Source organism: Lentilactobacillus sp. SPB1-3 (assembly GCF_026913205.2).
Classification (GTDB): Bacteria; Bacillota; Bacilli; order Lactobacillales; family Lactobacillaceae; genus Lentilactobacillus; species Lentilactobacillus terminaliae.
This window is the reverse complement of sequence record NZ_CP168151.1, coordinates 334,273-356,132: the sequence shown is the minus strand read 5'-3', so window position 1 is coordinate 356,132 and position 21,860 is coordinate 334,273. Positions and strand designations below refer to the sequence as shown.

Genomic DNA, 21,860 nt, shown 5'->3' with positions numbered 1-21,860 from the left:
TTTTAACTTACCGGTTCACCCTGTTTTACTTGGGTGGGCCGGTTTTTTATTGTTCATGATCGATAATCTCCATAGTCTGTATGAAATACATTTTGGAGGTCTTGTTTTATGACAAACAAGAAAAAAAGTCCTTGGACTTTGCACAACATCATTTTAGTAGCATTGATCGCTATTTTTAGCGGAATTATTTTTTGGGGAGCTGGGTTCTTATACACTGCCCTAACTGTGGCACTGACTCCAATCGGCATAGCTCCATTTGCCAATGACATCCTAATGGGATTGTGGACCATGGCAGGTCCATTAACTGGTTATTTGATTAAAACCTTTGGTTCAGCTTTCTTAGGTGAATTCTTAGGATCAGCAGTAGAAGTATTTCTTGGTGGCCAATGGGGTGCCGGTGCCTTTATTTCCGGAATCGTTCAAGGAGTTGGTTCCGAGCTAGGTTTTGCCTTAACCGGTTATAAAAAATATGGTTGGCTCGGACTTAATCTTTCCATTTTGACGACTGTAGTAATTACTTTTGCTTGGGACATTATCAAAAATGGTTATGGTCATTACGCACCATTAATGATTATTGGCCTCTTTATCACTAGATATATTTCCACCTTTATCTTTGGTGGCCTCCTAACCAAGGCAATCACTAACATGCTTGATAGAAGTCATATTTCAGTATCGACTAACAACAATTAGAGGGATCATTCATGGCTGACGTTACGATCACAAACTTTAATTTTAAATATCCAGAAACCAGTGCGAATGTCTTAAATGACCTCAATCTGACGTTTCCAGATGGTGAGTTTTCACTATTATCTGGTCCTTCAGGGAGTGGTAAGACAACGTTGCTAAAATTCATTGCCAGCCTCTACCCTAACTTCACGAATGGTGAGGCCTCTGGCACCATTTCATTTAATGGAACTGATATAACCACTGTGGATCCTCAAGTCAAAAACCATCTGGTAGCAATGATGTTTCAAAATCCTAATCAGCAATTTGCCATGAGTGTTGTCAGAGATGAACTGATTTTCGTGTTAGAAAATTTGCAGACTGACCCATCAAAAATGGACGCTATTATTGACCATGCACTTGAATTTACTGGTATCAGTGAGTTAGTTGATCGCGAAATCAACTCACTTTCTGGAGGTCAGAAACAACGATTAGCGCTGGCTAGTATCATCGCAATGGATGCGGAAGTGATTGTGCTAGATGAACCATTTGCGAGCATCGATTTTCCAACTCGGATTGACTTACTCCACAAATTAAAGCAACTGCAAACCAACTATCACAAGACAATTATCATTGCCGATCATGATTTAAGTAGTTATGAGTCATTAATCGATAATTTTTTCTACTTAGACCCTGAGCAATACCAGATCAGCAAGTTAGCTGCAGTTGAGGCTCAAAAATTATTCAAACAATTTGCCGATAACCGGATCGAATCGATTCCAGTTACCCAACCCAACTCAACTGACCGTATCATTTTGAATCTGCATGATTTTTCTTTGGGACCACATCACACTACCCTATTGAATCTATCTGAGTTTAGTTTTTATGAGCAAAAAACGACCCTGATTACAGGCGACAATGGTATTGGTAAATCAACGCTTTTCTCTGCGTTAACCAAGCTTTTACCATACAGCGGTAACGTGTTCTTTAAAGATAAAAACATTCGCACAATCCGCCCACTAAGCTACGCAAAACAGGTGAGTTTGTTGTTTCAAGATGCTGAAAATCAATTTTTAGCGATTACTGTTCAAGAAGAGATCGAATTATCTAAGCAGCATCGGATCACTAAGAATTATTCTGACGATATGATTACCGACATGATCGACAAGTTAGGCTTTACCGATCGAATGGATCAAGTTGTTTATTCTTTAAGTGAAGGTCAAAAAAAGAAGCTGCAAATCCTAGAAATGCTGATTATGAATCCACCCGTCCTGCTTTTGGATGAACCATTTAAAGGATTAGATTACAAATCTTTGCAAATAATCGTGGGCTTTTTATTAACCGCCAAACAACAATTTGGCCAAACTCAAATCATGATTTCTCATCAGTTTACTGGTATTACTGATCTAATCGACTATCACGTCAGCTTCATGAACCACAACTTACAATACCAGGAGGTACTCAAATGAATCCTGGATTAAAACTACTTCTAGTCATTATCATTGCCCTTGAAATATCGTTCACTACTAATCTAATTGTCAATCTAGCATTGATCAGCTTTAGTGTGATTTACTTACTGCTCAAACATATTAGTTTTAAGCAATTTATGGGTTTGATTCTCTGGCCACTATTCCCAGCGTTAGGATTATTTGTTTCCCAATGGCTGTACGGTGGTGGCTTAGTATTTGGTATCATCTTATTCACGCGGATATACGCATACGTGTTCTTAGGTGCAACTTTTACGATTACCACAGAGTTTGTTGATTTGGCTCTGACCTTAGAGCAGGATTTCAGACTCCCTTCTAAATTTGCCTACGGAGTATTAGCTGCTTTTAACCTAATTCCTAAAATTCGCCAAGAAGTTACGGTCATTCGCACTGCAGCATTAATGCGCGGAACTGTGTTACATTTTTGGTCGCCACAGTTATATTTCAAGGCCATCTTATCGTCAATTCAGTGGTCACAAAACTTGGCTGAAGCCATGACATCTCACGGTTTTATTGAAGATGAACCGCGAACCCATTACAAAGTAATCCACATTACTGCTTGGGACTGGACGTACTTTATCGGCAGTATTTTAATTGTTAATGGACTATTAATTTTTATTAGATAATCAAAATAGGATGAGCGCACAATTGCTCATCCTATTTTTTTATTCTAAACTGCATTATACTTTGGTTAACCCATGATATTAAAGAAGGTGAAGATTATGAAAACAAACCGATTTGCTTTTAGTTTTGGCATATTTGCAGTCTTGATTGGCATTATCTTCGATTTGGTTTCCCTATTCCAAGAATTCGGTTCAAAGGCCAGTGCGACTGGTATTCTGTGGGGCAGCATTATCATCACAGTTGGTATCGCATTTCTATCGATCAAACAAAACTACATTCGCTACACTGCTCTAGCAGTCATCGGACTGGGACTTTTCTATTATTTCTTGATCCAGACCAATTACAATTACATAGCCAGCATCTTAGTTATTGGAGTCACCATTGCCTTAATTGAATTCGCTCTACGCTATCGTTAAGCATCATTTTCAGCAAGATTTCATTTTATTGGTATAATTAAATTAAGAAATAAAATTCAACGGAGGATTTACAATGGCAGATGAATTTAGTAACTTAGCTGAAGAAATTATCAATTACCAAAAGAAGCATGAAATGCCTGACACCCAGCTAGCATTTAATTTGCATATCACGGTTGAACGCCTCCATGACATCAAGTCAATGGAATCTGGTCCTAGTGACGAAGAACGCTCAATCATTGAAAAGTTTATCCGTTAATTATAGGGACGCTTCAGTTTATGAAGGTCCCTTTTGTTATGCCTAAATATCTAATTTATGATTCTTAAAGTAATACTCATTATCATGCTCGCCAATCTCTCGTTGGACTTTGCATGGTGAGCCGACTGCTACGACGTTAGCAGGGATATCTTTAGTAACCACGCTTCCAGCCCCAATCACAGTGTTATCACCAATCGTAACTCCTGGACACACCACAACGTTGGCACCTAGCCAAACATTCTTACCGATATGAATCGGGAAGTCATATTGATAACCTTCCTCACGAAGTACTGGTTTAATCGGATGACCAGCCGTAGCCAACGTGACATTTGGGCCGATCATTGTGCGATCATCAATATAAATGTCTGTGTCATCGGTTAACGTCAGATTAAAGTTAGCATACACTCCATTGCCAAGATGAACATTGTGACCACCAAAATTCGCATAGAATGGCGTTTCAATATAACAATCGTGACCTACTTCAGCAAACATCTTCTTGAGCATAGCGGACTTGGTTTTATGATCAGATGGTTTAACCTGATTGTAAGCAAATACCTCATCTAGATACTCTGCTTGCTTGGCCATTACCGTTGGATCCGTTGCTCGATATACTAAGTGCTGCGCTTTTCTTTCAGCTTCGTTCATACGTTTCATCCTCCTAGAGTGCTCTTGCATCAATGATAACAGATTGCTATGTTTGGAGATAATTCAATTAATCATAAAAAAAGCCGATACAACGATTCTTGAATCAGAATCATTGTACCGGCTTTAATTATCTTACTTAGTGATGTATACATACAACGTAGTGGTTGAATATCCAAGGCTAAACTTAACCCCATTAGATTTCATTACATTAGTTGTAGTTTGGTTCTTATTTTTACTATTTGCTTGCTTCTTGAAATCATTTAAGATTTTCTTAGCGTTGGCACCAACTGAATTCGTTAGAAGTGCAAAGCTTGTTCCAAAACTCTTAGCATGTTTAGCAGTTTTTAAGTCCTTAACTGGCACCATCAATGCTAAACCAATCGTTTTGCCATTTTGAATGTTACCACGAACAGTCATGTGCTTAGTTTTTAATAAATCACTAACCCCATTATCGACTTTAGTAGGTAACATTAAGTCGCTAACTTTTGACTTAGCTTGTTTCATTGCGCCTTGAACTTGAGCACCCTCTTGTTTCAAAGCGGCTGCTTGTTTCATCATCGCAGCACCTTTGACAGCTTGTTCTTGAGGAGTAGCTTGTTTTAAACTAACTTGTTCCTTCTTCAAAGCAGCTGACTTAACAGCTAATTCTTGAGCCATCTTTTGATCAGCCTTTGGCATAGCACTACCAATCAATGCTTGGTTGTACTTGCCACTGATTTTTGCATAACTGCCAAGTGAAACTGTCTTAGCAACAGTTACCTTTTTGCAAAGGTTGCTAGTCTTGATCTTAACTGTTTGTTGACGGTCCTTAGCAGGAACAACCATCGCAAAGGCACCATTCTTAGTCTTGACAGTCTTCTTCTTGGAGTTATCAATCTGATAAGTTACCTGTTTTTGGTTGGTTTTACCCTGAACCACAGCAGCTAAGCCCTTAGGTTGAATATGGCTATCATTAACACTTAAGTTTGCCTTGCCACATCCAGTTAAGATAATTCCTAATACCACTATGGCAATCGGTAATAATTTTCGTTTCATTACTGTCCTCCTTATCCTAACTGAACGTTACCAGAAAATTGTGAGTTATACAGGTCAGCATAGAAACCATTTTGAGCCATCAACTCATCATGAGTTCCTGTTTCAATAACTGAACCATGGTTCATCACAATAATGTTATCGGCGTTTTGAATAGTCGACAATCTGTGAGCAACAACGAAACTAGTCCGGTTCTCAAGCAACCTGCTCATAGCATGTTGAATTTGAACTTCGGTACGAGTATCAACTGAACTAGTAGCTTCATCTAGAATTAAGATTTCAGGATTAGCAACGAAAGCTCTGGCGATCGTAATTAATTGACGTTGACCTTGAGAGATGTTTGATGCATCTTCGTTCAAGACAGTGTCATAACCATCTGGAAGTTTTCGAACAAATTCATCAACGTGGGCAGCTTCAGCAGCAGCCATGATCTCGTCATGGGTAGCATCTTCACGACCATACTTGATATTATCGTAAATCGTACCGGTAAATAGCCAAGTATCTTGAAGAACCATAGCAAAGTGCGAACGAAGATCCTCACGGTCAAGATCACGAGTATCTTTACCATTTAACAGGATCGCACCACCCTTAACATCATAGAAACGTTCCAACAAGTTAATGATAGTTGTCTTACCAGCTCCAGTTGGTCCAACGATGGCAACTTGTTGACCACGCTTAACTTCAAGGTTGTAGTCAGTCATCAACAAATCGTTGTTGTCATAACCAAATTGAACGTGGTCCAATTCGATTAAGTTATCAGTGTTTTCTTTAACTGGTCTGTTCTCGTTGGTGTCTTTCATTTCTTCTTCATCAATCACTTCAAACACACGTTCAGCAGATGCGATCGTTGACTGAATAGTATTCATCAAGTTAGCAAGTTGTTGAATTGGTTGTGAGAATTGGTTGGTGTATTGAAGAAACGCCTGAACGTTACCTAAAGTAATAGTACCGTTAGATACGCCAATTCCTCCGACGATAGCAACAAAGACATAGCCGATGTTATTTAAGAACATCATCAAAGGCATGATAATTCCTGAGATAAATTGAGCTTTCCAAGCTGCCTTGTAATAGTTTTCGTTTTGAGTTTCGAACTTGTCGATAACATCTTGTTCCTTGTTAAAACTCTTCAAAACAGTGTGACCAGCATAATTTTCTTCAACTTGGTCGTTAATTAGTCCAAGGCTCTTTTGTTGAGAAGCGAAGAATTTCTGTGATCTAGGAGCAACGACTCCCACAATAATCAAACTAATTGGAATCGTTACTAAAGCAATCAGAGTTAATTTCCAACTGATAGTCAACATCATCCAAATAGTTCCGATAAAGGTCACTGTACTGGTAACGGCTTGGGTCAAACTTTGTTGTAAAGTACCAGCAATGTTATCCATATCGTTAACGGCACGACTCATAATGTCACCATTACCATGAGTATCATAGTAACTAATTGGCACTAATCGTAATTTATTCTTCATGTTTTTCCGCAAATGATAAACAGTGTTCTGCGAAATTCTAGTCATAATGTACTGTTGCAAGAAACTAAATAAAGCAGAAGCTAAGTACATAATGGCCACGATAACAATAATTCTGATAATTTTATCGTAATTAATTGGTAATCCGGCAATATTGAATCCGGCTTGTTGTTGTGCAGTTCCCTTCATAACACCCTTAAAGATTTCAGTAGTAGCTTCACCTAAAATCTTAGGAGTTCGAATTTGGAAAATAACACTGACAATGGCGAAAATTAACACTAAGATCAATCCAACAATTCGATCGGACATATAACCTAATAATCGCTTAGTTGTCTTCCAAAAGTTCTTGGGTTTTTCAACAACACCACCACCGGAACCAGGTCCACGGCGTGGAGTTGGTTGTGAGGCTGGTTTTCTATCACTCATTTGGAAGAGCCCCCTCTCTTAATTGTGAATTGATAATTTCTTGATAAATCTTATTGTTGTTCTTAAGTTCTTCATGAGTACCCTTACCAACAAGTTTTCCATTATCAAGTACTAAAATAACGTCTGCATCCGCAACCGTTGCGATTCGTTGAGCAACAATCACCGTAATACTTTGTTGGATATGTTCGTCTTGTTTCAATGCAGCTCTCAATTCAGCATCAGTCTTAAAGTCTAGGGCTGAGAATGAGTCATCAAATACATAGACAGAAGCACGTTTAACTAACGCTCTAGCAATTGCTAAACGTTGACGTTGACCACCTGAGAAGTTGCCTCCACCTTGTTCAACGTGCATGTCCAAGCCATCTGGATCTTCCTTAACGAAATCACTGGCCTTAGCAATATCCAAAGCATGCCAGAGTTCATCATCACTAGCATCAGGATTTCCGTAAAGCAAGTTAGATCTCAAAGTTCCGGTGAACAAGTTAGCCTTTTGAGGAACCATAGAAACAGCTCTTCTCAAGTCCTTAAGTGAAAGTTGGTTGATGTTAATTCCATCAAGACTGATTTCTCCAGATTCAATGTCATAGAATCTAGGAATCAAGTTGATCAACGTACTCTTACCAGAACCAGTTCCACCGATGATAGCAACCGTTTGACCACTCGTTGCTTTAAAATCAATGTCGGACAATGCTAGCATTTCAGCATCCCGATATCGATAATCAACATGGTCAAAGCTTAATTCATGTTGTTTAGTATCAGGCAAAGCAGTTGGATTATCCGCTTCTTTGATAGTTGAGTTCAATGCAAATACAGCTTGAATTCGCTTAGCTGATGCTTGAGCACGAGGAATGAAAATAAATACCATCGAGAGCATCATAAAGCTCATTAGGATTTGCATAGCATATGTCATAAAGGCAATTAAGTTACCAACTTGCATAGCTTGGCTACCGATTAAGTTTGAACCAAACCAAATAATTGCAATGTTAGTGGCACTCATAATCAATGTCATGATTGGAAATGCTAAGGCCATAATTGTGTTGGCCTTAATAGAATTGTTAGTGTAATCCTTGTTAGCATCTTCAAAACGATCTTGTTCGCGTTGGTCTTGTCTGAAAGCTCTGATTACTCGAACTCCAGTTAGTCCTTCACGGAAGACTTGGTTAATTTTATCTGTCTTAGATTGCATAGCCCGGAATAGCGGCGTTGCAAAGTACAATAATGTACCAATAAAAATCAACATAACTGGAACCACCACAATAAAGATCATTGTTAATTGGTGATCCTTTGAATAAGCTAAGAAGCTTGCTCCAATCAACATGATTGGAGCCATCAACATCATACGAAGCATAATAATTGCAACGTTTTGAATTTGAACGACATCATTCGTAGTTCTAGTAATTAATGAAGAAGTTTCGATCTGTTCAAATTCGTCATTAGAAAAACCAATGACTTTTTTATAGATATCACTTCGTAAATTTTGGCCCCATTTTTGTGAGGTTCGTGCAGCTAAAAACACGTTACCAATAGCTGCGACAATACTGAGCAATGAAAACCCGACCATTTCAAAGCCGATTTTCCAAATGTAGTTAATATCTCCTTTAGCAACTCCGTTATTAACAATATCAGACGTTAAATTTGGTAAATTCAAATTTGAAACCACCTGAACAATCATGAATAAGACTGCTCCCAGAACTGCCCAATAGGAAATTCTACCTTTGGCAATTTTTAACATGTTCAAACTCCCTTCGACTTAACAACATAATTAATTAGGCTGCTATCTTTTTTGTAAACACAACCGGTTATTTTACTCTTTTTAGCTAAAATTAAAAGTCATTTTAACGGTTTTTTGAAAAAAGTTTGGTACCTAACCATATTCTCTAAAAAAACGGCATCAAGAAACGCTTTAATTAAGCGACTTGATGCCATCAAAATTTACTTATTATTTGCAACTCGGTGATCAAACAACTGAATGAGTTTACGAACGGACAAACTAATTAAAAAGATAACCAACCAACAGAACAAGATTGAGCCGATCAAAGCTAAGATTGCTAACCATTTATTACCAATTGCCATAAACATTTCCAGCAATCCATTCAAGAGTGGTTTATGAACCAACATAGAGAAAGGAATCCCAATAATATTGGCAACTAACACAATAATTAGCCAATTTAGTCCATCTTGAGCCGCCTTCTTAATCATATTTATCTTCGCTCCTAATTAGATCATCGTTTAAAAATCGCTAAAAATCGTTCCCACAAACTTGGTTCAGTTTCACCATGCTTATAGCGTTTCATCCCTTCAGCGTATGGATTCATCATCAAACGATTCATACCCGCTGTCTTACTTCTAAGTCGTTTGCCACATTTGGGACAGAACTCATAGTCTTTATCTAACTTAAAACCACAGTAAGGACAAAACTCTTTTTTCTCATTTTCCATATTGCTTACCTACTTTGCTGTTGCTTGGCACTGTTTCTGGAACGCCTCTTCTGAGACTCCACAGCATCACTAGCCGCTGCTTGTTGTTGACGCAGTTGCTGCTCGCGTTTTCGCTGTTCATCTTCTCGTTTGATTTCCAACTTAAGCAAGTTCATTCGGTGCTTCAAGAAGTTCCAAGCACCCACTATCAACAACGCCGCTAGAATAGAATATGGAAATGTCCACCACGCAAAATACGTACCGTTAGGATTAATGGTTGGTCCAAAAAAGTTATATGCCGCCATTAATACTCCCATTAATATAACTACTTGGAGTGTATTCTTAATCCATTGTGGTAAAGCAAATCGGCTTTTTTTAGCCATGCCATCATCCCCTAGTCAATATTATTCTCTAATAGGAAAGCTTTGTAATAGTCGAAAGCCATTTCCTTAATTTCTTCTATCCCAATCGTTTGATTGACGCTATCAGTAACTTCATCAAAATCAAGCAAGCGAATTACAAGTTTACCAGTTCTTCTGTCAATGGCGGTTGGAAAACCGATAATGTCATCGCCATCAACGACTTGGAACCGGATCAACTTGTGTCGTTTGATTGACTGGTCTAATAAATAAACCAGCAGATTATCATTATCATCGAATGCCCGTTGATCATTTAATCCCGGCAAAACAAACTTGCCACTAACTCGATTGTTAGTCACAAAGTTATTCATAACCTTCAAATAATCAGATGCCAGAACTATTTTTTCAATGTCGTCATAGCGCATCCATACATATCCACCAAAGCGGCCACTCATATCAACTACTTGCATAATAAATTCGGCAGCATTAGCGGCAATGATAGCCCCTACGTAGAAATATTTTCGGTCATCATCTGTAGTGACGATTGAGTAATCGCCACTCTTTCGCAAATGGTCGATTGTTGCAACGAATTCATCGGGATTCTTAATGACTTGATCCTCAATGTGTTCTTCACCACGAATGATTGGTAGTGCATCACCTAGTAGTACCAGTTCGCTACCTGCAAATTCAATGCCGACAACATCACTAAGATCGATCAATTTTAATTCTGATTTATCAAAATTGAACTTATTGATTACCCGGAAGCTAATTGTTCCAGCAGAGTATTTCTCAATCAATCCTTCTGAGTATTTAAGTTGATTATCCTCTAAAGTGATAATCAAGCCCATAGAATTAGTGTTTTGTAAGTTCAAAATTACTCGTTCAAATAAATTGTCTGATAAGTTAATGGGCATATCAACAGATTCATCCAAATCAACTTGATTATCCTCATCAAAGGCAATTCGTTCTTTCATATTTGCCAAATCGTAACTATCTGTTTCTACTTGAGAAACTATGGATAATTTCAAATAAACGGAACCGTCTTGGATTCCAAAGTCATTGTAAGTGTTCATAATTAAATCATTCGAGCTTAAATACTGAATGATTCCCGTATAAACAATATCTGTGTGTTTTTGGTATACATTGATCAGCATTTCATCGATTTGAGCTGATCGGAGTGTGTCATATATTTTTATCAAAGTATCCCTCTAACCTAATTAATTAAGAAACTGCATTATTAACAAAATCGATCAATTCTTGATCTCGTTTACCAGCACTTAATCCAACCAACAATTTGATACGGGCTTTTTGGCCATTTAGACCCTTACACAAAATTAGCCCCATTCGTTTAAGTTGGATTCCGCCACCTTCGTAGTCATAGATATCTTGAGCAACGCCATTATAACATCTAGATACCAAAACGATAGGAATGTCGTTGGCAATCAATCTTTGAACGGCTGGTAAAGTTTGTGGAGGTAGATTACCGGCTCCTAAACCTTCGATTACTAACCCTCTAGTAGTTGGTTGGTTAATTGCATCAAACAATGTTCCATCCATACCAGCATAAGCCTTCAACAAAAAGACGTTATCTAACACGTTATCGAGTTCGACAGCCTCAGTTTCGATTAGTTCTTGGAAGTAATTGGCGCCACTATGAGCAACGATACCAATTGGTCCAAACGTTGGTGTCCGGAAAGTGGCAACGTTGGTTGTGTGAGTCTTAGTAACATATCTAGCCGTATGAATTTCGTCATTCATTACGACTAAGACACCCTTACCGTATGATTCATCAGCTGCTGCAACTTTAATGGCACTTTGAAAATTATATAAACCATCTGAACCAATTTCATTAGAAGAGCGCATAGCACCAGTTAACACAACGGGAATCGTGTTAGGCAGTGTTAAGTCTAGGAAGTAAGCTGTTTCTTCCAGAGTGTCAGTTCCGTGAGTAATAACCACCCCATCAATGCCGTCATCCATGGCTTGCTTGATGCGTCGGTTGATTTTCATCATAACTTCGGGTGTAACGTGAGGTGATGGAAGATTGAACATTTCGTCGGTAATCAAATTAATTTTGCCGTTTAAAATTACCTGTTGATCTGCGATGGGGTTGGCACTGTTTTGAACAACCTCACCATTTTCGTTTTGGGACATCGAAATTGTGCCCCCTGTGTGAATCGCTAATATAGTTTTCATTTTTAAAGACCTCTCATGCTGTTAATCTATCTCATTGTACCGTAAAATATAACAAGATACTTTAATTTTAAAGAGGAATTAATATGACTGAATCAAATCGCTATTATCAACCCCAAAATTCTAAAGATGCAATGCGTCAAATCGAGAAATTATTTAACCAATACAAAGATGCTCCTTTGACCCAAGAATTAATGGATTACCATCTTAACCTAATAAACCAACTAAACACTGATATCCGCAAGGCCGCCGAGCAAGAAGGCATTCCTGAACGAATGCGCTCAGTTGAATCAATGGTTGATGCGATGCAAAAATGGCAATCAATCCGTCTATCCGGTAAAGCATATAATGGTAAGATGGAACATTTTGCCTACGTTGCTAATAACTCACGGGCTAAATTCAAACGTCGAATTCATAAAATGAAGGGTTCTTCTGGTCACCGCGCATCACGACACTAATACTATTAATGGAGGAATTTTGATTGGAAAAAGCAATCGTTGAATTAAGAGGCGTTCAAAAACAGTACGATGATGGCTTTGTCGCCCTTAAAAATATCAATTTCAAATTAAAACAAGGCGAGTTCTATACCCTGCTTGGACCATCTGGATGTGGCAAAACTACTATTTTAAGGTCTATTGCAGGGTTCACAGAAGTAACTGCCGGTGAAGTATTATTCGATGGTAAGAGAATAAACGACATTCCTGCCAATAAACGTCAGTTAAATACCGTTTTTCAAGACTACGCTCTCTTTCCAAATATGAACGTCTATGACAACGTTGCATTTGGACTGGTTGTAGCCAAAGTTCCAAAAGATGAAATCAAAGATCGGGTAATCGCTGCTCTTAAGTTAGTTCAGCTAGAAGATTATGCAGATCGTGAAATCAATGAGTTGTCTGGAGGCCAACAGCAAAGAATTGCCATTGCTAGGGCAATCATTAATCAACCCAAGGTATTGTTATTAGATGAGCCATTGTCGGCCTTAGATGCCAAGTTAAGAAAGGACATGCAGTATGAATTACGTGATCTTCAACAACGACTAGGAATCACCTTCTTATTTGTTACTCATGATCAAGAAGAAGCCTTAGCCATGTCCGATGAAATTTTTGTGATGAACAAAGGAGAAATTCTTCAAACTGGTTCACCCGTAGATATTTACGATGAGCCAATCAACCACTTTGTCGCCAATTTCATCGGTGAAAGTAACATTATTCCAGGAAAAATGATTGAAGACTACTTAGTGGAATTCTTAGGCCATACTTTTGAATGTGCCGATGCTGGGATGCGACCAAATGAACCCGTTGAAGTCGTGATCCGACCTGAAGATTTAGTGATTACATCCCCTGAAAATGGCAAACTTCAAGTTAAAGTTAGCACCCAACTTTTCCGCGGTGACTACTACGAAATTATCGCTTACGACAAGGATGATAACGAATGGTTGATTCACTCTACTAACGCGACTGAAGATGACAAGGTAGTCGGACTTAGCTTTGGCCCTCACGATATGCATGTCATGAGATACAACGAAACAGAAGCCAACTTTGATAAACGACTCGACACCTACGAAGACGAGAGGTGATTTGATGAATAACAAGTTAAGATGTTTGTTATATGCTCCCTATGCATTGTGGCTATTGTTATTTGTAATCGCTCCGGTGGCTTTGATTTTTTACTACTCTTTCTTTAATATCGCGCACCATTTTACTTTAGATAACTACAAGACATTCTTTGAATCTGGCACTTATTTGACTATGACCGCCAACTCAGTTTTTTATGCCTTCTTAATTACGCTGTTCACTCTAATCATCAGTTATCCAATGGCCTACTATATTAGTAAGTTGAAGCATCGTGACTTGTGGATACTACTAGTCATCTTGCCTACTTGGATCAACTTGTTATTAAAGGCCTATGCGTTCATTGGCTTGCTAAGTCATGATGGTTTGGTCAATAATCTGTCACAATTTTTAGGCCTAGGCGTTCACCACATGTTATTTACCAATACTAGCTTTATTCTCGTGGCAGCTTATATTCAGATTCCATTTATGATCTTACCGATCTATAACTCCCTGCTAGATATTAATGATTCATATATTCGAGCAAGTAGAGATTTAGGAGCAACATCGGCGCAAACCTTTATGAAAGTAATCTTGCCCTTAACTAAACCAGGAATCCAATCAGGGATTCAAATTGTATTTATTCCTTCACTATCACTATTCATGCTTTCAAGATTGATTGGTGGTAACAAAATCATTACGTTGGGAACTGCTGTCGAAGAGCACTTTTTAACCACGATGAATTGGGGAATGGGTTCAACCATTGGTGTGGTATTGATTATCTCAATGGCCATCGTCATGTTCTTCACCAGTAATCGGCGCAAACGAAGGGGGCCAATCAAGTGAATTCTAAATCCTCTAAGTTTGGTAGACTCTATTTAATCGTCATTTTCTTATTGCTATATATTCCAATTATTTATTTGATTGTCTATTCCTTTTCCACTGGAACTACTATGGATAACTTCCATGGTTTTACTCTAAGACATTACCAGGACTTATTTGCTGACAAACGGATGCTGGCAATATTTTTAAACACTATTTTAATCGCGCTACTATCCTCACTAATTTCCACGGTTATCGGAACCATTGGGGCATTCAACATTAGCAATGCTAAACGGCGGCGAACTAAGCAGGTTTTGCTATCACTAAACAGCATCTTACTGGTATCTCCAGATGTAATTATCGGTGCTAGTTTCTTGATCTTTTTTACAGCACTCAGCATCCCTCTTGGATTCTGGTCCGTCCTCCTAAGTCATATTGCTTTTGAAATTCCAATCGTCTTATTAATGGTGTTACCAAGACTAAATGAAATGAGCCCCTCATTAATTAATGCAGCTAAAGACCTTGGTGCCAGCCAAAGCCAAATCTTATCAGATATCGTTATTCCCTTTATCCAACCGGGAATTATCTCTGGATTCTTTATGGCGATTACATATTCACTGGATGACTTTGCGGTAACTTTCTTTGTTACTGGAAATGGCTTTACTACCTTATCTGTGGAGATCTATTCTCGGGCTCGTCAAGGTATCGACTTAGAGATCAATGCATTGTCAGGGATCATGTTTATCTTCTCATTGATTCTCGTAGTCGCTTACTATTTCATTGAACACCAAAATCAAAGTGGGTCCTCTAAAAAGAAACGTCGATTGGAGGAAAGACACTAATGAAAAGACTTTTAATTGTTGCAGCAGGAATTTTATTGATTTGTCTGGGCTTGGCAACGGGTAGTGATGCTCTGCAGAAGTCTTCCGGCGATACTGGTGACAAAGTCCTCAACTTATATAATTGGGGAGATTATATCGATCCAGCACTGATTGCTAAATTTCAAAAAGAAACTGGCTATCACGTGAACGTCGAAACATTCGATAGCAATGAAGCTATGTACACAAAAGTCCAACAAGGTGGGACTAGTTATGACATCACCGTGCCTAGTGATTATATGGTAGCTAAAATGAAGCAAAGTCACCTATTATTGCCAATCGACAAGTCCAAATTAACTGGAATGAACAACTATGGATCAGCTTACCTCAATAAGAGCTTTGATCCTGGTAATAAGTATTCCCTACCATATTTTTGGGGAACTTTAGGAATTATCTACAATGATCAATATATTAAACCTGGTTCTATCAAGCATTGGAACCAATTATGGAATCGAAAATATCGTGATCAGATAATGTTGATCGACTCTGCAAGGGATATTATGGGGATGTCATTGATTGCTGACGGTAATTCAGTTAACATAACCAATACCCAGCAATTACTCAGCGCCAAAAACCGTTTGGTTCGCCTATCGCCAAATGTAAAAGCCATTGTCGCTGATGAAATTAAAATGTATATGGCAGATGGCGAAGCGCCTTTAGCAGTAGACTGGTCGGGTGAAGCTGCAGAAATGATGAGTCAAAACTCTCATCTACACTATGTTGTGCCAACTGAGGGCAGTAACATGTGGTTCGATAACTTAGTTATTCCGAAGACGGCTAAACACTTCAAGGCCATCTACAAATTCTTGAACTTCATGTCACAACCACAAAATGCAGCTCAAAACGCTGAATACATTGGTTATTCAACTCCTAATACGGCTGCTTATCATTTATTACCCAAAGCAACTCAAGCTGATCAGCAGTTCTACCCTAAAGATTCGGTGCTGAAACGACTGCAAGTTTATAAAAACTTAAGTCCACAAAAGGTTGAACAATACAATGACCTATATCTTGAATTTAAAATGCATCACTAATTGGTCAAGTCGATTATTCAGCGTTACACTATATATGAGGTGAAGATTATGGCAAAAACTGACCAGGAAATTATTCTCGATATGGATGAATTTTTGATTACTTATGCAGCAACTATCCTAAATCCCGATGACAATGTTTCACAGATTGTTTATGATGCCGCAAAGGACGATCTCAACCAACTTGATACATTGTTCAAAGACGATGGTTACGGCCGCGTCAATAAATTTTACGACATTGGCATGGGCCACATTCGCGATACTAATTTGGATATTACTGATGAAGAACTTAAACGGCAAGCCAACACTCTTACCAAAGATGCAATTCATTATTTAGGCGGTCACATCGCCTTCTTCGAAAAATGGCGAACTGACTAATTTAATTTACTTAATAGACCCAGCTAGTTTTATCCTAGCTGGGTTTTTATTATGCAACCAAAACCGTCCTTTAGGCGTATTTTTTGACCACCACCCATCTGAACCAATAGCATAGACACTGGCAACTCGCTTTAAGCTTTGATTAAGCTCAGGTTGTTAATCTAGATTCAGAAATAAAAATTTAACAACAAATTTATTAAACAGGGGTGATCACTAAAATATGACTAAAAAACGCATTGAATGGATCGATATCGCAAAAGCATTTGGAATCATTGCCGTTGTATGGGGCCACGCTTTAGTTAGTGGAACCACTAGCCAGATTATCTATTGGTGGCACATGCCCTTCTTCTTTATCCTCGCTGGTTTCTTTTTAAAACCAATCGATTCAACTAAATGGAAATCTTTCTTCAATAAAAAAATAAAACTCGATTTAATCATTTACTTCATGACTGGAATCATCATGATTTTGTTGTATGGCCTGATTCATGAAAAAAATCTGCAATACTTAATTGATACACTGCCTAATTTATTAATTGGTGGCCGAACTTTAAATAATTACACCACCACTTTTTGGTTCATTAATGTCTATTTGCTTTCTATTACAGTCGTTACCGTTTTAATAACTGTAGTGAAACCTCGGCTATTACAGTTGACAATTGTCACAGCGGGAATTCTTTTAGGCGCATCTTATGGCCAAATTCCAGTACAGATTCAGGGATTCACGATGCTTCCTTGGAACTTAGACGGTGTGTTAATAGCAACCTTTTATACTTATATCGGTTACCTATTCTTTCACACAAACTGGCGCTGGATTCAAAATCCCTTTGCTAGTGCAGGACTTATAGGTATGAGTGTGGCCCTAATTACTTTGAGGTTAACGACTGATCTGCGTTTCAAATTCTCAATGAAATCACACCTCATTGAATCATCGTTTCCAAAATTCAATGGCTTACTAATAATATTTGTGCCACTGATCTTATCATTTTCTGTGATTGCCATAGCAGTCATGATTACTAAAATACCGCAAACGATTATCATGCCATTTATTGGACAACATACCATGATCATTATGTACTTGCATAAAGTCGTACTAGACTTATGCAACTTGGCCAATGTTGATAATTTGATCATTAAGGTTGTTATAGCTATCATCGTGCCATTGATGATAGCTTCAGCGCTAAACGTTCACAGACAACAGCACCCTTATCTTCAAATTACGTAAAAAAAGCAATGATAACTTTAATTAGTTATCACTGCTTTTTATTTTTTTAAACTATTTAATTCCAGTTACTTGGCCTGTTTTGCGAGAGTAAGCCATTCTTAATAGTTTTACGATTTCCGTTACTACTAGAACTACTAGTCCAGCAAAGATTGGCACTAACCAACCGTAGAACAAGTTAATATTTGCGGTATGGAAAATCTTTTGCATGAATGGGACATATATTAATACTAACTGCATAACAATTAAAATCCCAATAATCACAAACGCAGCCTTATTTTCAAAGAAGTGTTTTGAAAAGATCGGATACGAGTTACGAATGTTAAACAAGTAGAAAATTTTACCAAAGATGATGATGTTAACTGCCATTGTTGAACCCAGGATAGGCGTCAATGTACCAGCATCTACATAGTGATCAAACAGTAGAATTCCTAGTATGGCGATCAACACCGAAACATAGGTAATTTCGATATCATCAAACCAATTTAGTATCCCTCGTTTCACATCCCGGGGACCTCGCCTCATGATGGAATCTTCGGCAGGTTCAAAGATAAAGGCAAACTGAATCGTTAATGCTGAGACCGTATTGATCCAAAGTAATTGAGTTGGGTAAAGTGGTAATTCTTGTCCCATGATCATACTTATTAAAACAACTAGACCTTCAGCAAAACTAGTTGGCAATAAGAAACGAATAGTTTTACGAATGTTATCAAACACATGCCGGCCTTCAAATACAGCATCGACAATGGTGGTAAAGTCGTCTCTAACAAGAACCATATCAGCAGCTTCCTTAGCAACTTCAGTTCCTTTAACACCCATCGCAATACCAATGTTGGCTTGCTTTAAGGCCGCCGCATCGTTAACTCCGTCACCAGTCATCGCAACGATTTTTTTGTTAGCCTGTTGAGCCTTCACGATTCGTAATTTGTTTTGCGGAGTCGTTCTTGCAAAGACGTTGTATTTACCAATGTTTCTTTGTAACTCTTCATCTGACATATCATCTAATTCTGGTCCGGTGATTGCAGAAATACTCTCATCAAGGTCCAAACGACTAGCAATCGCACTCGCTGTGTCTGGATGGTCACCTGTAATCATATTAACGCGGACACCAGCTTGACGAAGATTACGAATGGCCGGAATGACTTCTTCACGGGGTGGGTCAATAATTCCCACGACTCCGGCCAATTTAACTCCATTATTAAACATTGCATCGTTGATTTCATCACCGACGATGTTCTCTACTTGAGCTAATGCGACCACTCGTAAACCATCTTTAGTCAATTCATTAACTTTAGCGTTCCAAGCAGTTTCATTAAAATTAGGGTCGCTCTTCTCAACCATGTCAAAAATAGTTCCGGGTGCACCCTTGATCATCAAGATGCGCTTATTGTCATAATTTACTAATCTCGCACTGTATCGATAAGCCGAATCAAATGGCAAAGTATCGACTTCATCGACTTTCGGCTCACGACCCTTTAACTTATGGAATAAAGTGGTTAAAGCTCCATCAGTCGGTTCACCGGTCAAAATCCATTGACCATCATCCTTAACCAACTCGGCATCAGTGGTGGTTCCGGCAATCGTTACTAATTGGTCAAATTGTGAATCATTTTGATAATCAACTTGCTTACCATTTAATAACACGTCTCCTTGAACCCCTTGGTCCCCATCGACAAAGCCGATTCCAGTCACTTGATAATGTTCTGAATCGGTAATAACGTCAGTAACTGTCATTTCATTCTTGGTTAATGTTCCAGTTTTATCAGTGTTAACAATATCCACAGCACCCAGTGTCTCAACAGCAGGCAATGTTTTAACAATTGCACCACGTTTAGTCATGGTTTGCACACCACCAGCTAAAACAACTGAGGTTGACGCTGGTAATCCTTCTGGAATTGAGCCAACGACCATCGTAATAATTGCGATAGTTAATGTTGGTAAACTATAAATTTTGGTGAATAGACCTACGATAAACAACAATATAGCCACAACCACGATGAAAATCGATAAACCTAATCCTAACTTGTTTAGGTTGGTCATCAATGGCGTTACTTGGGTCTTAACTTCAGAAACACTTGATCGAATTCCACCAATTTCAGTGTCATTGGCAGTAGCCACCACGATTCCTCGGCCAGATCCCTGAGTAACTGCAGTCGAAGCGAACGCCATGTTTGAACGTTCCGCCAACGGAATGTTATCTGATGGAAGTGGATCCTCAGTTTTATCAACGGAATTACTTTCACCAGTTAATGTTGATTCTTGAATGTTTAAATTGTCAGCTTCAAACAATCTTAAGTCGGCAGGAATCGCGTCACCTGCCTCGACAATAACTACATCACCGACAACTAAGTCACGAGCGGCAACTTCTATTTTATGACCGTCTCGAACGACAATATTTTGACTAACTAACAATTCACGAATCTTAGTCAAGGCGTTATCAGCCTGCACTTCCTGGAAAAAGCCAATAAATGCGTTGGCAATGATTACCACAGTAATAACCGCTGAGTCTGAGTAATGATGCATCAACAATGTGATGATCGCTGCAGCAATCAAAATGTAAATAATACTGTTGTTAAACTGTGATAAGAATTGGATGAATTTACTTTTCTTCTTAGCCTCCAATTCATTGTGCCCATTTTTAGCTAAACGTTCTTCGGCATCTTGATCAGTTAACCCTGATTCTAAGTTTGAATTAAACTTAGTCGCTAACTGTTCATTGGTTAATTGCCATAAATTTTCCCCAGGAGGGTTTTGCCTATCTTCCATTAAATCAATCACCTGTCCAATCATTATTTGTTAACACTAATTATAAAGAATCCGACGTAACCGGTAAACTTATTTATCTTTATTACTAATAATTTGCATAATAAATAGGCACCCACTTATAAATGGGTGCCCATAATTTTAATTATTCTGTTGATATGCTAATTCAGGAACATGAACTAAATCACGTTTAACTAATTCTTCAGCGATTTGAACAGTGTTCCAAGCTGCACCTTTCAATAAGTTATCGGAAACCACCCACATATTAAAGTTACCTTCATTTTCCAAATCTGGTCTAAGTCGACCAACATACGTCTCGCGGCTGCCTTCGGCTACGATTGATTGTGGATATAATTGTTGGCTAGGATCATCTTGAACCACGATGCCTGCCGAATTAGCTAATATTTGTCGAATCTGATCAGCGGTCGCGTGTTTATCTACTACCTCAAAATAAACTGATTCTCCATGACCAATTCTGATTGGCACTCTAACACAGGTTGCGGTAACCTTGATGCCTTTAGCATTCATATCATTTAGCATAATTTTCTTGGTCTCATGAATCATCTTCCATTCTTCGTGAGTGTAACCATCATCTTCAAAAACATCGATTTGGGGAAGAAGGTTAAATGCCATTTGATAATGTTTTTTATCACCCTTGGTTGGCAAAATTTCTGGGTCTGTTGGTTGACCATCAATAACTTGTTGGCTTTCATCCATTAATTCATTTAAGGCTGATTGTCCAGCACCTGAAACTGCTTGGTAGGTCGAAACGATGACTTGTTTTAAACCGAATCGCTGTCTAATGGGTTCAAGGGCCACAACCATTTGAATAGTTGAACAATTAGGGTTAGCAATAATTCCTTTATGATTAGCTAACTCATCAGCATTAACCTCTGGAACTACCAAAGGAACCTGTGGATCCATTCTAAAAGCACTCGTGTTATCTACGCACACAGCCCCACGTTTAACAGCTTCGGGTAATAATTGCTTAGAAACAGAACCTCCCGCAGAAGCTAGCACTAGGTCAACGTTTTCAAAGCTTTCCGGCTTAGCCTCTTCGATGATTACATCTTGGCCTTTAAACTTAAGCCTCTTACCGGCTGAACGAGCGGAAGCCAATAACTTTACGTGCTTGATTGGAATCGTTGATTGTTCAAGCTGTGAAATTAATCGAGTTCCGACTGCTCCAGTTGCTCCTAAAATTGCTACGTTAAATCCTGTTGTCATTGTATTAT

At 38.5% G+C, this 21,860-nt stretch carries 23 protein-coding genes; 12 read left to right on the top strand and 11 right to left on the bottom strand.

Translation table 11 applies throughout. The annotated features are described in order from the left end of the window. The first annotated feature begins 108 nt into the window (after positions 1-108). The 5 genes from O0236_RS01700 (at position 109) to O0236_RS01680 (ending at position 3,446) form a co-directional block, all read left to right on the top strand. Positions 109-690 (top strand): ECF transporter S component, encoded by a 582-nt coding sequence (locus O0236_RS01700; protein WP_268912453.1) that lies wholly within the window; start codon positions 109-111, stop codon positions 688-690. A gap of 11 nt (positions 691-701) precedes the next feature. Then, complete coding sequence (locus O0236_RS01695) at positions 702-2,132, top strand: ABC transporter ATP-binding protein (protein WP_268912452.1); 1,431 nt, start codon at positions 702-704, stop codon at positions 2,130-2,132. Continuing rightward, the gene (locus O0236_RS01690; protein ID WP_268912451.1) at positions 2,129-2,776 is read left to right on the top strand and encodes an energy-coupling factor transporter transmembrane component T family protein; all 648 of its coding nucleotides are present in this window, start codon (positions 2,129-2,131) and stop codon (positions 2,774-2,776) included. Before O0236_RS01695 ends, O0236_RS01690 begins: the two co-directional genes overlap by 4 nt. Positions 2,777-2,872: 96 nt before the next feature. Continuing rightward, entirely contained in the window at positions 2,873-3,190 is a 318-nt protein-coding gene (locus O0236_RS01685; protein ID WP_268912450.1) for a hypothetical protein, read from the top strand. Between the two features lie 73 nt (positions 3,191-3,263). Further along, entirely contained in the window at positions 3,264-3,446 is a 183-nt protein-coding gene (locus O0236_RS01680; protein WP_268912449.1) for an LBP_cg2779 family protein, read from the top strand. Positions 3,447-3,488: 42 nt separating this feature from the next. Here O0236_RS01680 and O0236_RS01675 read toward each other — a convergent pair whose 3' ends face one another. The 9 genes from O0236_RS01675 to O0236_RS01635 all read right to left on the bottom strand — a co-directional run bounded on the left by O0236_RS01675 (position 3,489) and on the right by O0236_RS01635 (position 11,987). Further along, a complete protein-coding gene (locus O0236_RS01675; RefSeq protein WP_268912448.1) occupies positions 3,489-4,091 on the bottom strand; it encodes a sugar O-acetyltransferase in 603 nt (200 codons plus the stop codon). A gap of 132 nt (positions 4,092-4,223) precedes the next feature. Beyond that, complete coding sequence (locus tag O0236_RS01670) at positions 4,224-5,126, bottom strand: hypothetical protein (RefSeq protein ID WP_268912447.1); 903 nt, start codon at positions 5,124-5,126, stop codon at positions 4,224-4,226. Positions 5,127-5,137: 11 nt separating this feature from the next. Beyond that, a complete protein-coding gene (locus O0236_RS01665) occupies positions 5,138-7,015 on the bottom strand; it encodes an ABC transporter ATP-binding protein (protein WP_268912446.1) in 1,878 nt (625 codons plus the stop codon). Next, positions 7,008-8,747, bottom strand: coding sequence for an ABC transporter ATP-binding protein (locus tag O0236_RS01660; protein WP_268912445.1), 1,740 nt, complete (start codon positions 8,745-8,747; stop codon positions 7,008-7,010). Before O0236_RS01660 ends, O0236_RS01665 begins: the two co-directional genes overlap by 8 nt. 200 nt (positions 8,748-8,947) lie before the next feature. Next, positions 8,948-9,214 (bottom strand): hypothetical protein, encoded by a 267-nt coding sequence (locus tag O0236_RS01655; RefSeq protein WP_268912444.1) that lies wholly within the window; start codon positions 9,212-9,214, stop codon positions 8,948-8,950. Between the two features lie 23 nt (positions 9,215-9,237). Continuing rightward, positions 9,238-9,453: a zinc-ribbon domain-containing protein gene (locus tag O0236_RS01650; RefSeq protein WP_268912443.1), complete on the bottom strand. Its 216-nt coding sequence runs from the start codon at positions 9,451-9,453 to the stop codon at positions 9,238-9,240. A 5-nt stretch (positions 9,454-9,458) separates the two neighbouring features. Then, complete coding sequence (locus O0236_RS01645) at positions 9,459-9,815, bottom strand: hypothetical protein (RefSeq protein WP_268912442.1); 357 nt, start codon at positions 9,813-9,815, stop codon at positions 9,459-9,461. An 11-nt stretch (positions 9,816-9,826) separates the two neighbouring features. Further along, complete coding sequence (locus O0236_RS01640; RefSeq protein ID WP_268912441.1) at positions 9,827-10,990, bottom strand: hypothetical protein; 1,164 nt, start codon at positions 10,988-10,990, stop codon at positions 9,827-9,829. Between the two features lie 22 nt (positions 10,991-11,012). Beyond that, positions 11,013-11,987, bottom strand: coding sequence for an asparaginase (locus tag O0236_RS01635; RefSeq protein ID WP_268912440.1), 975 nt, complete (start codon positions 11,985-11,987; stop codon positions 11,013-11,015). An 83-nt stretch (positions 11,988-12,070) separates the two neighbouring features. Between O0236_RS01635 and O0236_RS01630 the strand changes: the two genes are divergently transcribed. The 7 genes from O0236_RS01630 to O0236_RS01600 all read left to right on the top strand — a co-directional run bounded on the left by O0236_RS01630 (position 12,071) and on the right by O0236_RS01600 (position 17,865). Beyond that, positions 12,071-12,442, top strand: coding sequence for a hypothetical protein (locus O0236_RS01630; protein WP_268912439.1), 372 nt, complete (start codon positions 12,071-12,073; stop codon positions 12,440-12,442). Between the two features lie 23 nt (positions 12,443-12,465). Continuing rightward, positions 12,466-13,560, top strand: coding sequence for an ABC transporter ATP-binding protein (locus O0236_RS01625; protein WP_268912438.1), 1,095 nt, complete (start codon positions 12,466-12,468; stop codon positions 13,558-13,560). A gap of 4 nt (positions 13,561-13,564) precedes the next feature. After that, positions 13,565-14,380, top strand: coding sequence for an ABC transporter permease (locus O0236_RS01620; RefSeq protein WP_268912437.1), 816 nt, complete (start codon positions 13,565-13,567; stop codon positions 14,378-14,380). Next, entirely contained in the window at positions 14,377-15,198 is an 822-nt protein-coding gene (locus O0236_RS01615; protein ID WP_268912436.1) for an ABC transporter permease, read from the top strand. Before O0236_RS01620 ends, O0236_RS01615 begins: the two co-directional genes overlap by 4 nt. Further along, complete coding sequence (locus O0236_RS01610; protein WP_268912435.1) at positions 15,198-16,268, top strand: ABC transporter substrate-binding protein; 1,071 nt, start codon at positions 15,198-15,200, stop codon at positions 16,266-16,268. The genes O0236_RS01615 and O0236_RS01610 overlap by 1 nt, the downstream gene beginning before the upstream one ends. Positions 16,269-16,316: 48 nt before the next feature. Further along, positions 16,317-16,643 (top strand): hypothetical protein, encoded by a 327-nt coding sequence (locus tag O0236_RS01605; RefSeq protein ID WP_268912434.1) that lies wholly within the window; start codon positions 16,317-16,319, stop codon positions 16,641-16,643. A 220-nt stretch (positions 16,644-16,863) separates the two neighbouring features. Then, the gene (locus O0236_RS01600) at positions 16,864-17,865 is read left to right on the top strand and encodes an acyltransferase family protein (RefSeq protein ID WP_268912433.1); all 1,002 of its coding nucleotides are present in this window, start codon (positions 16,864-16,866) and stop codon (positions 17,863-17,865) included. A gap of 51 nt (positions 17,866-17,916) precedes the next feature. On the opposite strand, the gene O0236_RS01595 is transcribed toward O0236_RS01600, so the two are convergent. Together O0236_RS01595 and O0236_RS01590 are read right to left on the bottom strand one after the other, a co-directional pair. Beyond that, complete coding sequence (locus O0236_RS01595; protein WP_268912432.1) at positions 17,917-20,628, bottom strand: HAD-IC family P-type ATPase; 2,712 nt, start codon at positions 20,626-20,628, stop codon at positions 17,917-17,919. Between the two features lie 138 nt (positions 20,629-20,766). Further along, entirely contained in the window at positions 20,767-21,852 is a 1,086-nt protein-coding gene (locus O0236_RS01590) for an aspartate-semialdehyde dehydrogenase (RefSeq protein WP_268912431.1), read from the bottom strand. Positions 21,853-21,860 lie beyond the last annotated feature (8 nt).

Coding starts and splice junctions, on each gene's coding strand:
- O0236_RS01655 (WP_268912444.1), bottom strand. CDS start 9,214: ATGATTAAGAAGGCGGCTCAAGATGGACTAAATTGGCTAATTATTGTG.
- O0236_RS01680 (WP_268912449.1), top strand. CDS start 3,264: ATGGCAGATGAATTTAGTAACTTAGCTGAAGAAATTATCAATTACCAA.
- O0236_RS01605 (WP_268912434.1), top strand. CDS start 16,317: ATGGCAAAAACTGACCAGGAAATTATTCTCGATATGGATGAATTTTTG.
- O0236_RS01675 (WP_268912448.1), bottom strand. CDS start 4,091: ATGAACGAAGCTGAAAGAAAAGCGCAGCACTTAGTATATCGAGCAACG.
- O0236_RS01660 (WP_268912445.1), bottom strand. CDS start 8,747: ATGTTAAAAATTGCCAAAGGTAGAATTTCCTATTGGGCAGTTCTGGGA.
- O0236_RS01635 (WP_268912440.1), bottom strand. CDS start 11,987: ATGAAAACTATATTAGCGATTCACACAGGGGGCACAATTTCGATGTCC.
- O0236_RS01610 (WP_268912435.1), top strand. CDS start 15,198: ATGAAAAGACTTTTAATTGTTGCAGCAGGAATTTTATTGATTTGTCTG.
- O0236_RS01590 (WP_268912431.1), bottom strand. CDS start 21,852: ATGACAACAGGATTTAACGTAGCAATTTTAGGAGCAACTGGAGCAGTC.
- O0236_RS01700 (WP_268912453.1), top strand. CDS start 109: ATGACAAACAAGAAAAAAAGTCCTTGGACTTTGCACAACATCATTTTA.
- O0236_RS01690 (WP_268912451.1), top strand. CDS start 2,129: ATGAATCCTGGATTAAAACTACTTCTAGTCATTATCATTGCCCTTGAA.
- O0236_RS01595 (WP_268912432.1), bottom strand. CDS start 20,628: ATGGAAGATAGGCAAAACCCTCCTGGGGAAAATTTATGGCAATTAACC.
- O0236_RS01665 (WP_268912446.1), bottom strand. CDS start 7,015: ATGAGTGATAGAAAACCAGCCTCACAACCAACTCCACGCCGTGGACCT.
- O0236_RS01650 (WP_268912443.1), bottom strand. CDS start 9,453: ATGGAAAATGAGAAAAAAGAGTTTTGTCCTTACTGTGGTTTTAAGTTA.
- O0236_RS01630 (WP_268912439.1), top strand. CDS start 12,071: ATGACTGAATCAAATCGCTATTATCAACCCCAAAATTCTAAAGATGCA.
- O0236_RS01600 (WP_268912433.1), top strand. CDS start 16,864: ATGACTAAAAAACGCATTGAATGGATCGATATCGCAAAAGCATTTGGA.
- O0236_RS01695 (WP_268912452.1), top strand. CDS start 702: ATGGCTGACGTTACGATCACAAACTTTAATTTTAAATATCCAGAAACC.
- O0236_RS01670 (WP_268912447.1), bottom strand. CDS start 5,126: ATGAAACGAAAATTATTACCGATTGCCATAGTGGTATTAGGAATTATC.
- O0236_RS01620 (WP_268912437.1), top strand. CDS start 13,565: ATGAATAACAAGTTAAGATGTTTGTTATATGCTCCCTATGCATTGTGG.
- O0236_RS01685 (WP_268912450.1), top strand. CDS start 2,873: ATGAAAACAAACCGATTTGCTTTTAGTTTTGGCATATTTGCAGTCTTG.
- O0236_RS01645 (WP_268912442.1), bottom strand. CDS start 9,815: ATGGCTAAAAAAAGCCGATTTGCTTTACCACAATGGATTAAGAATACA.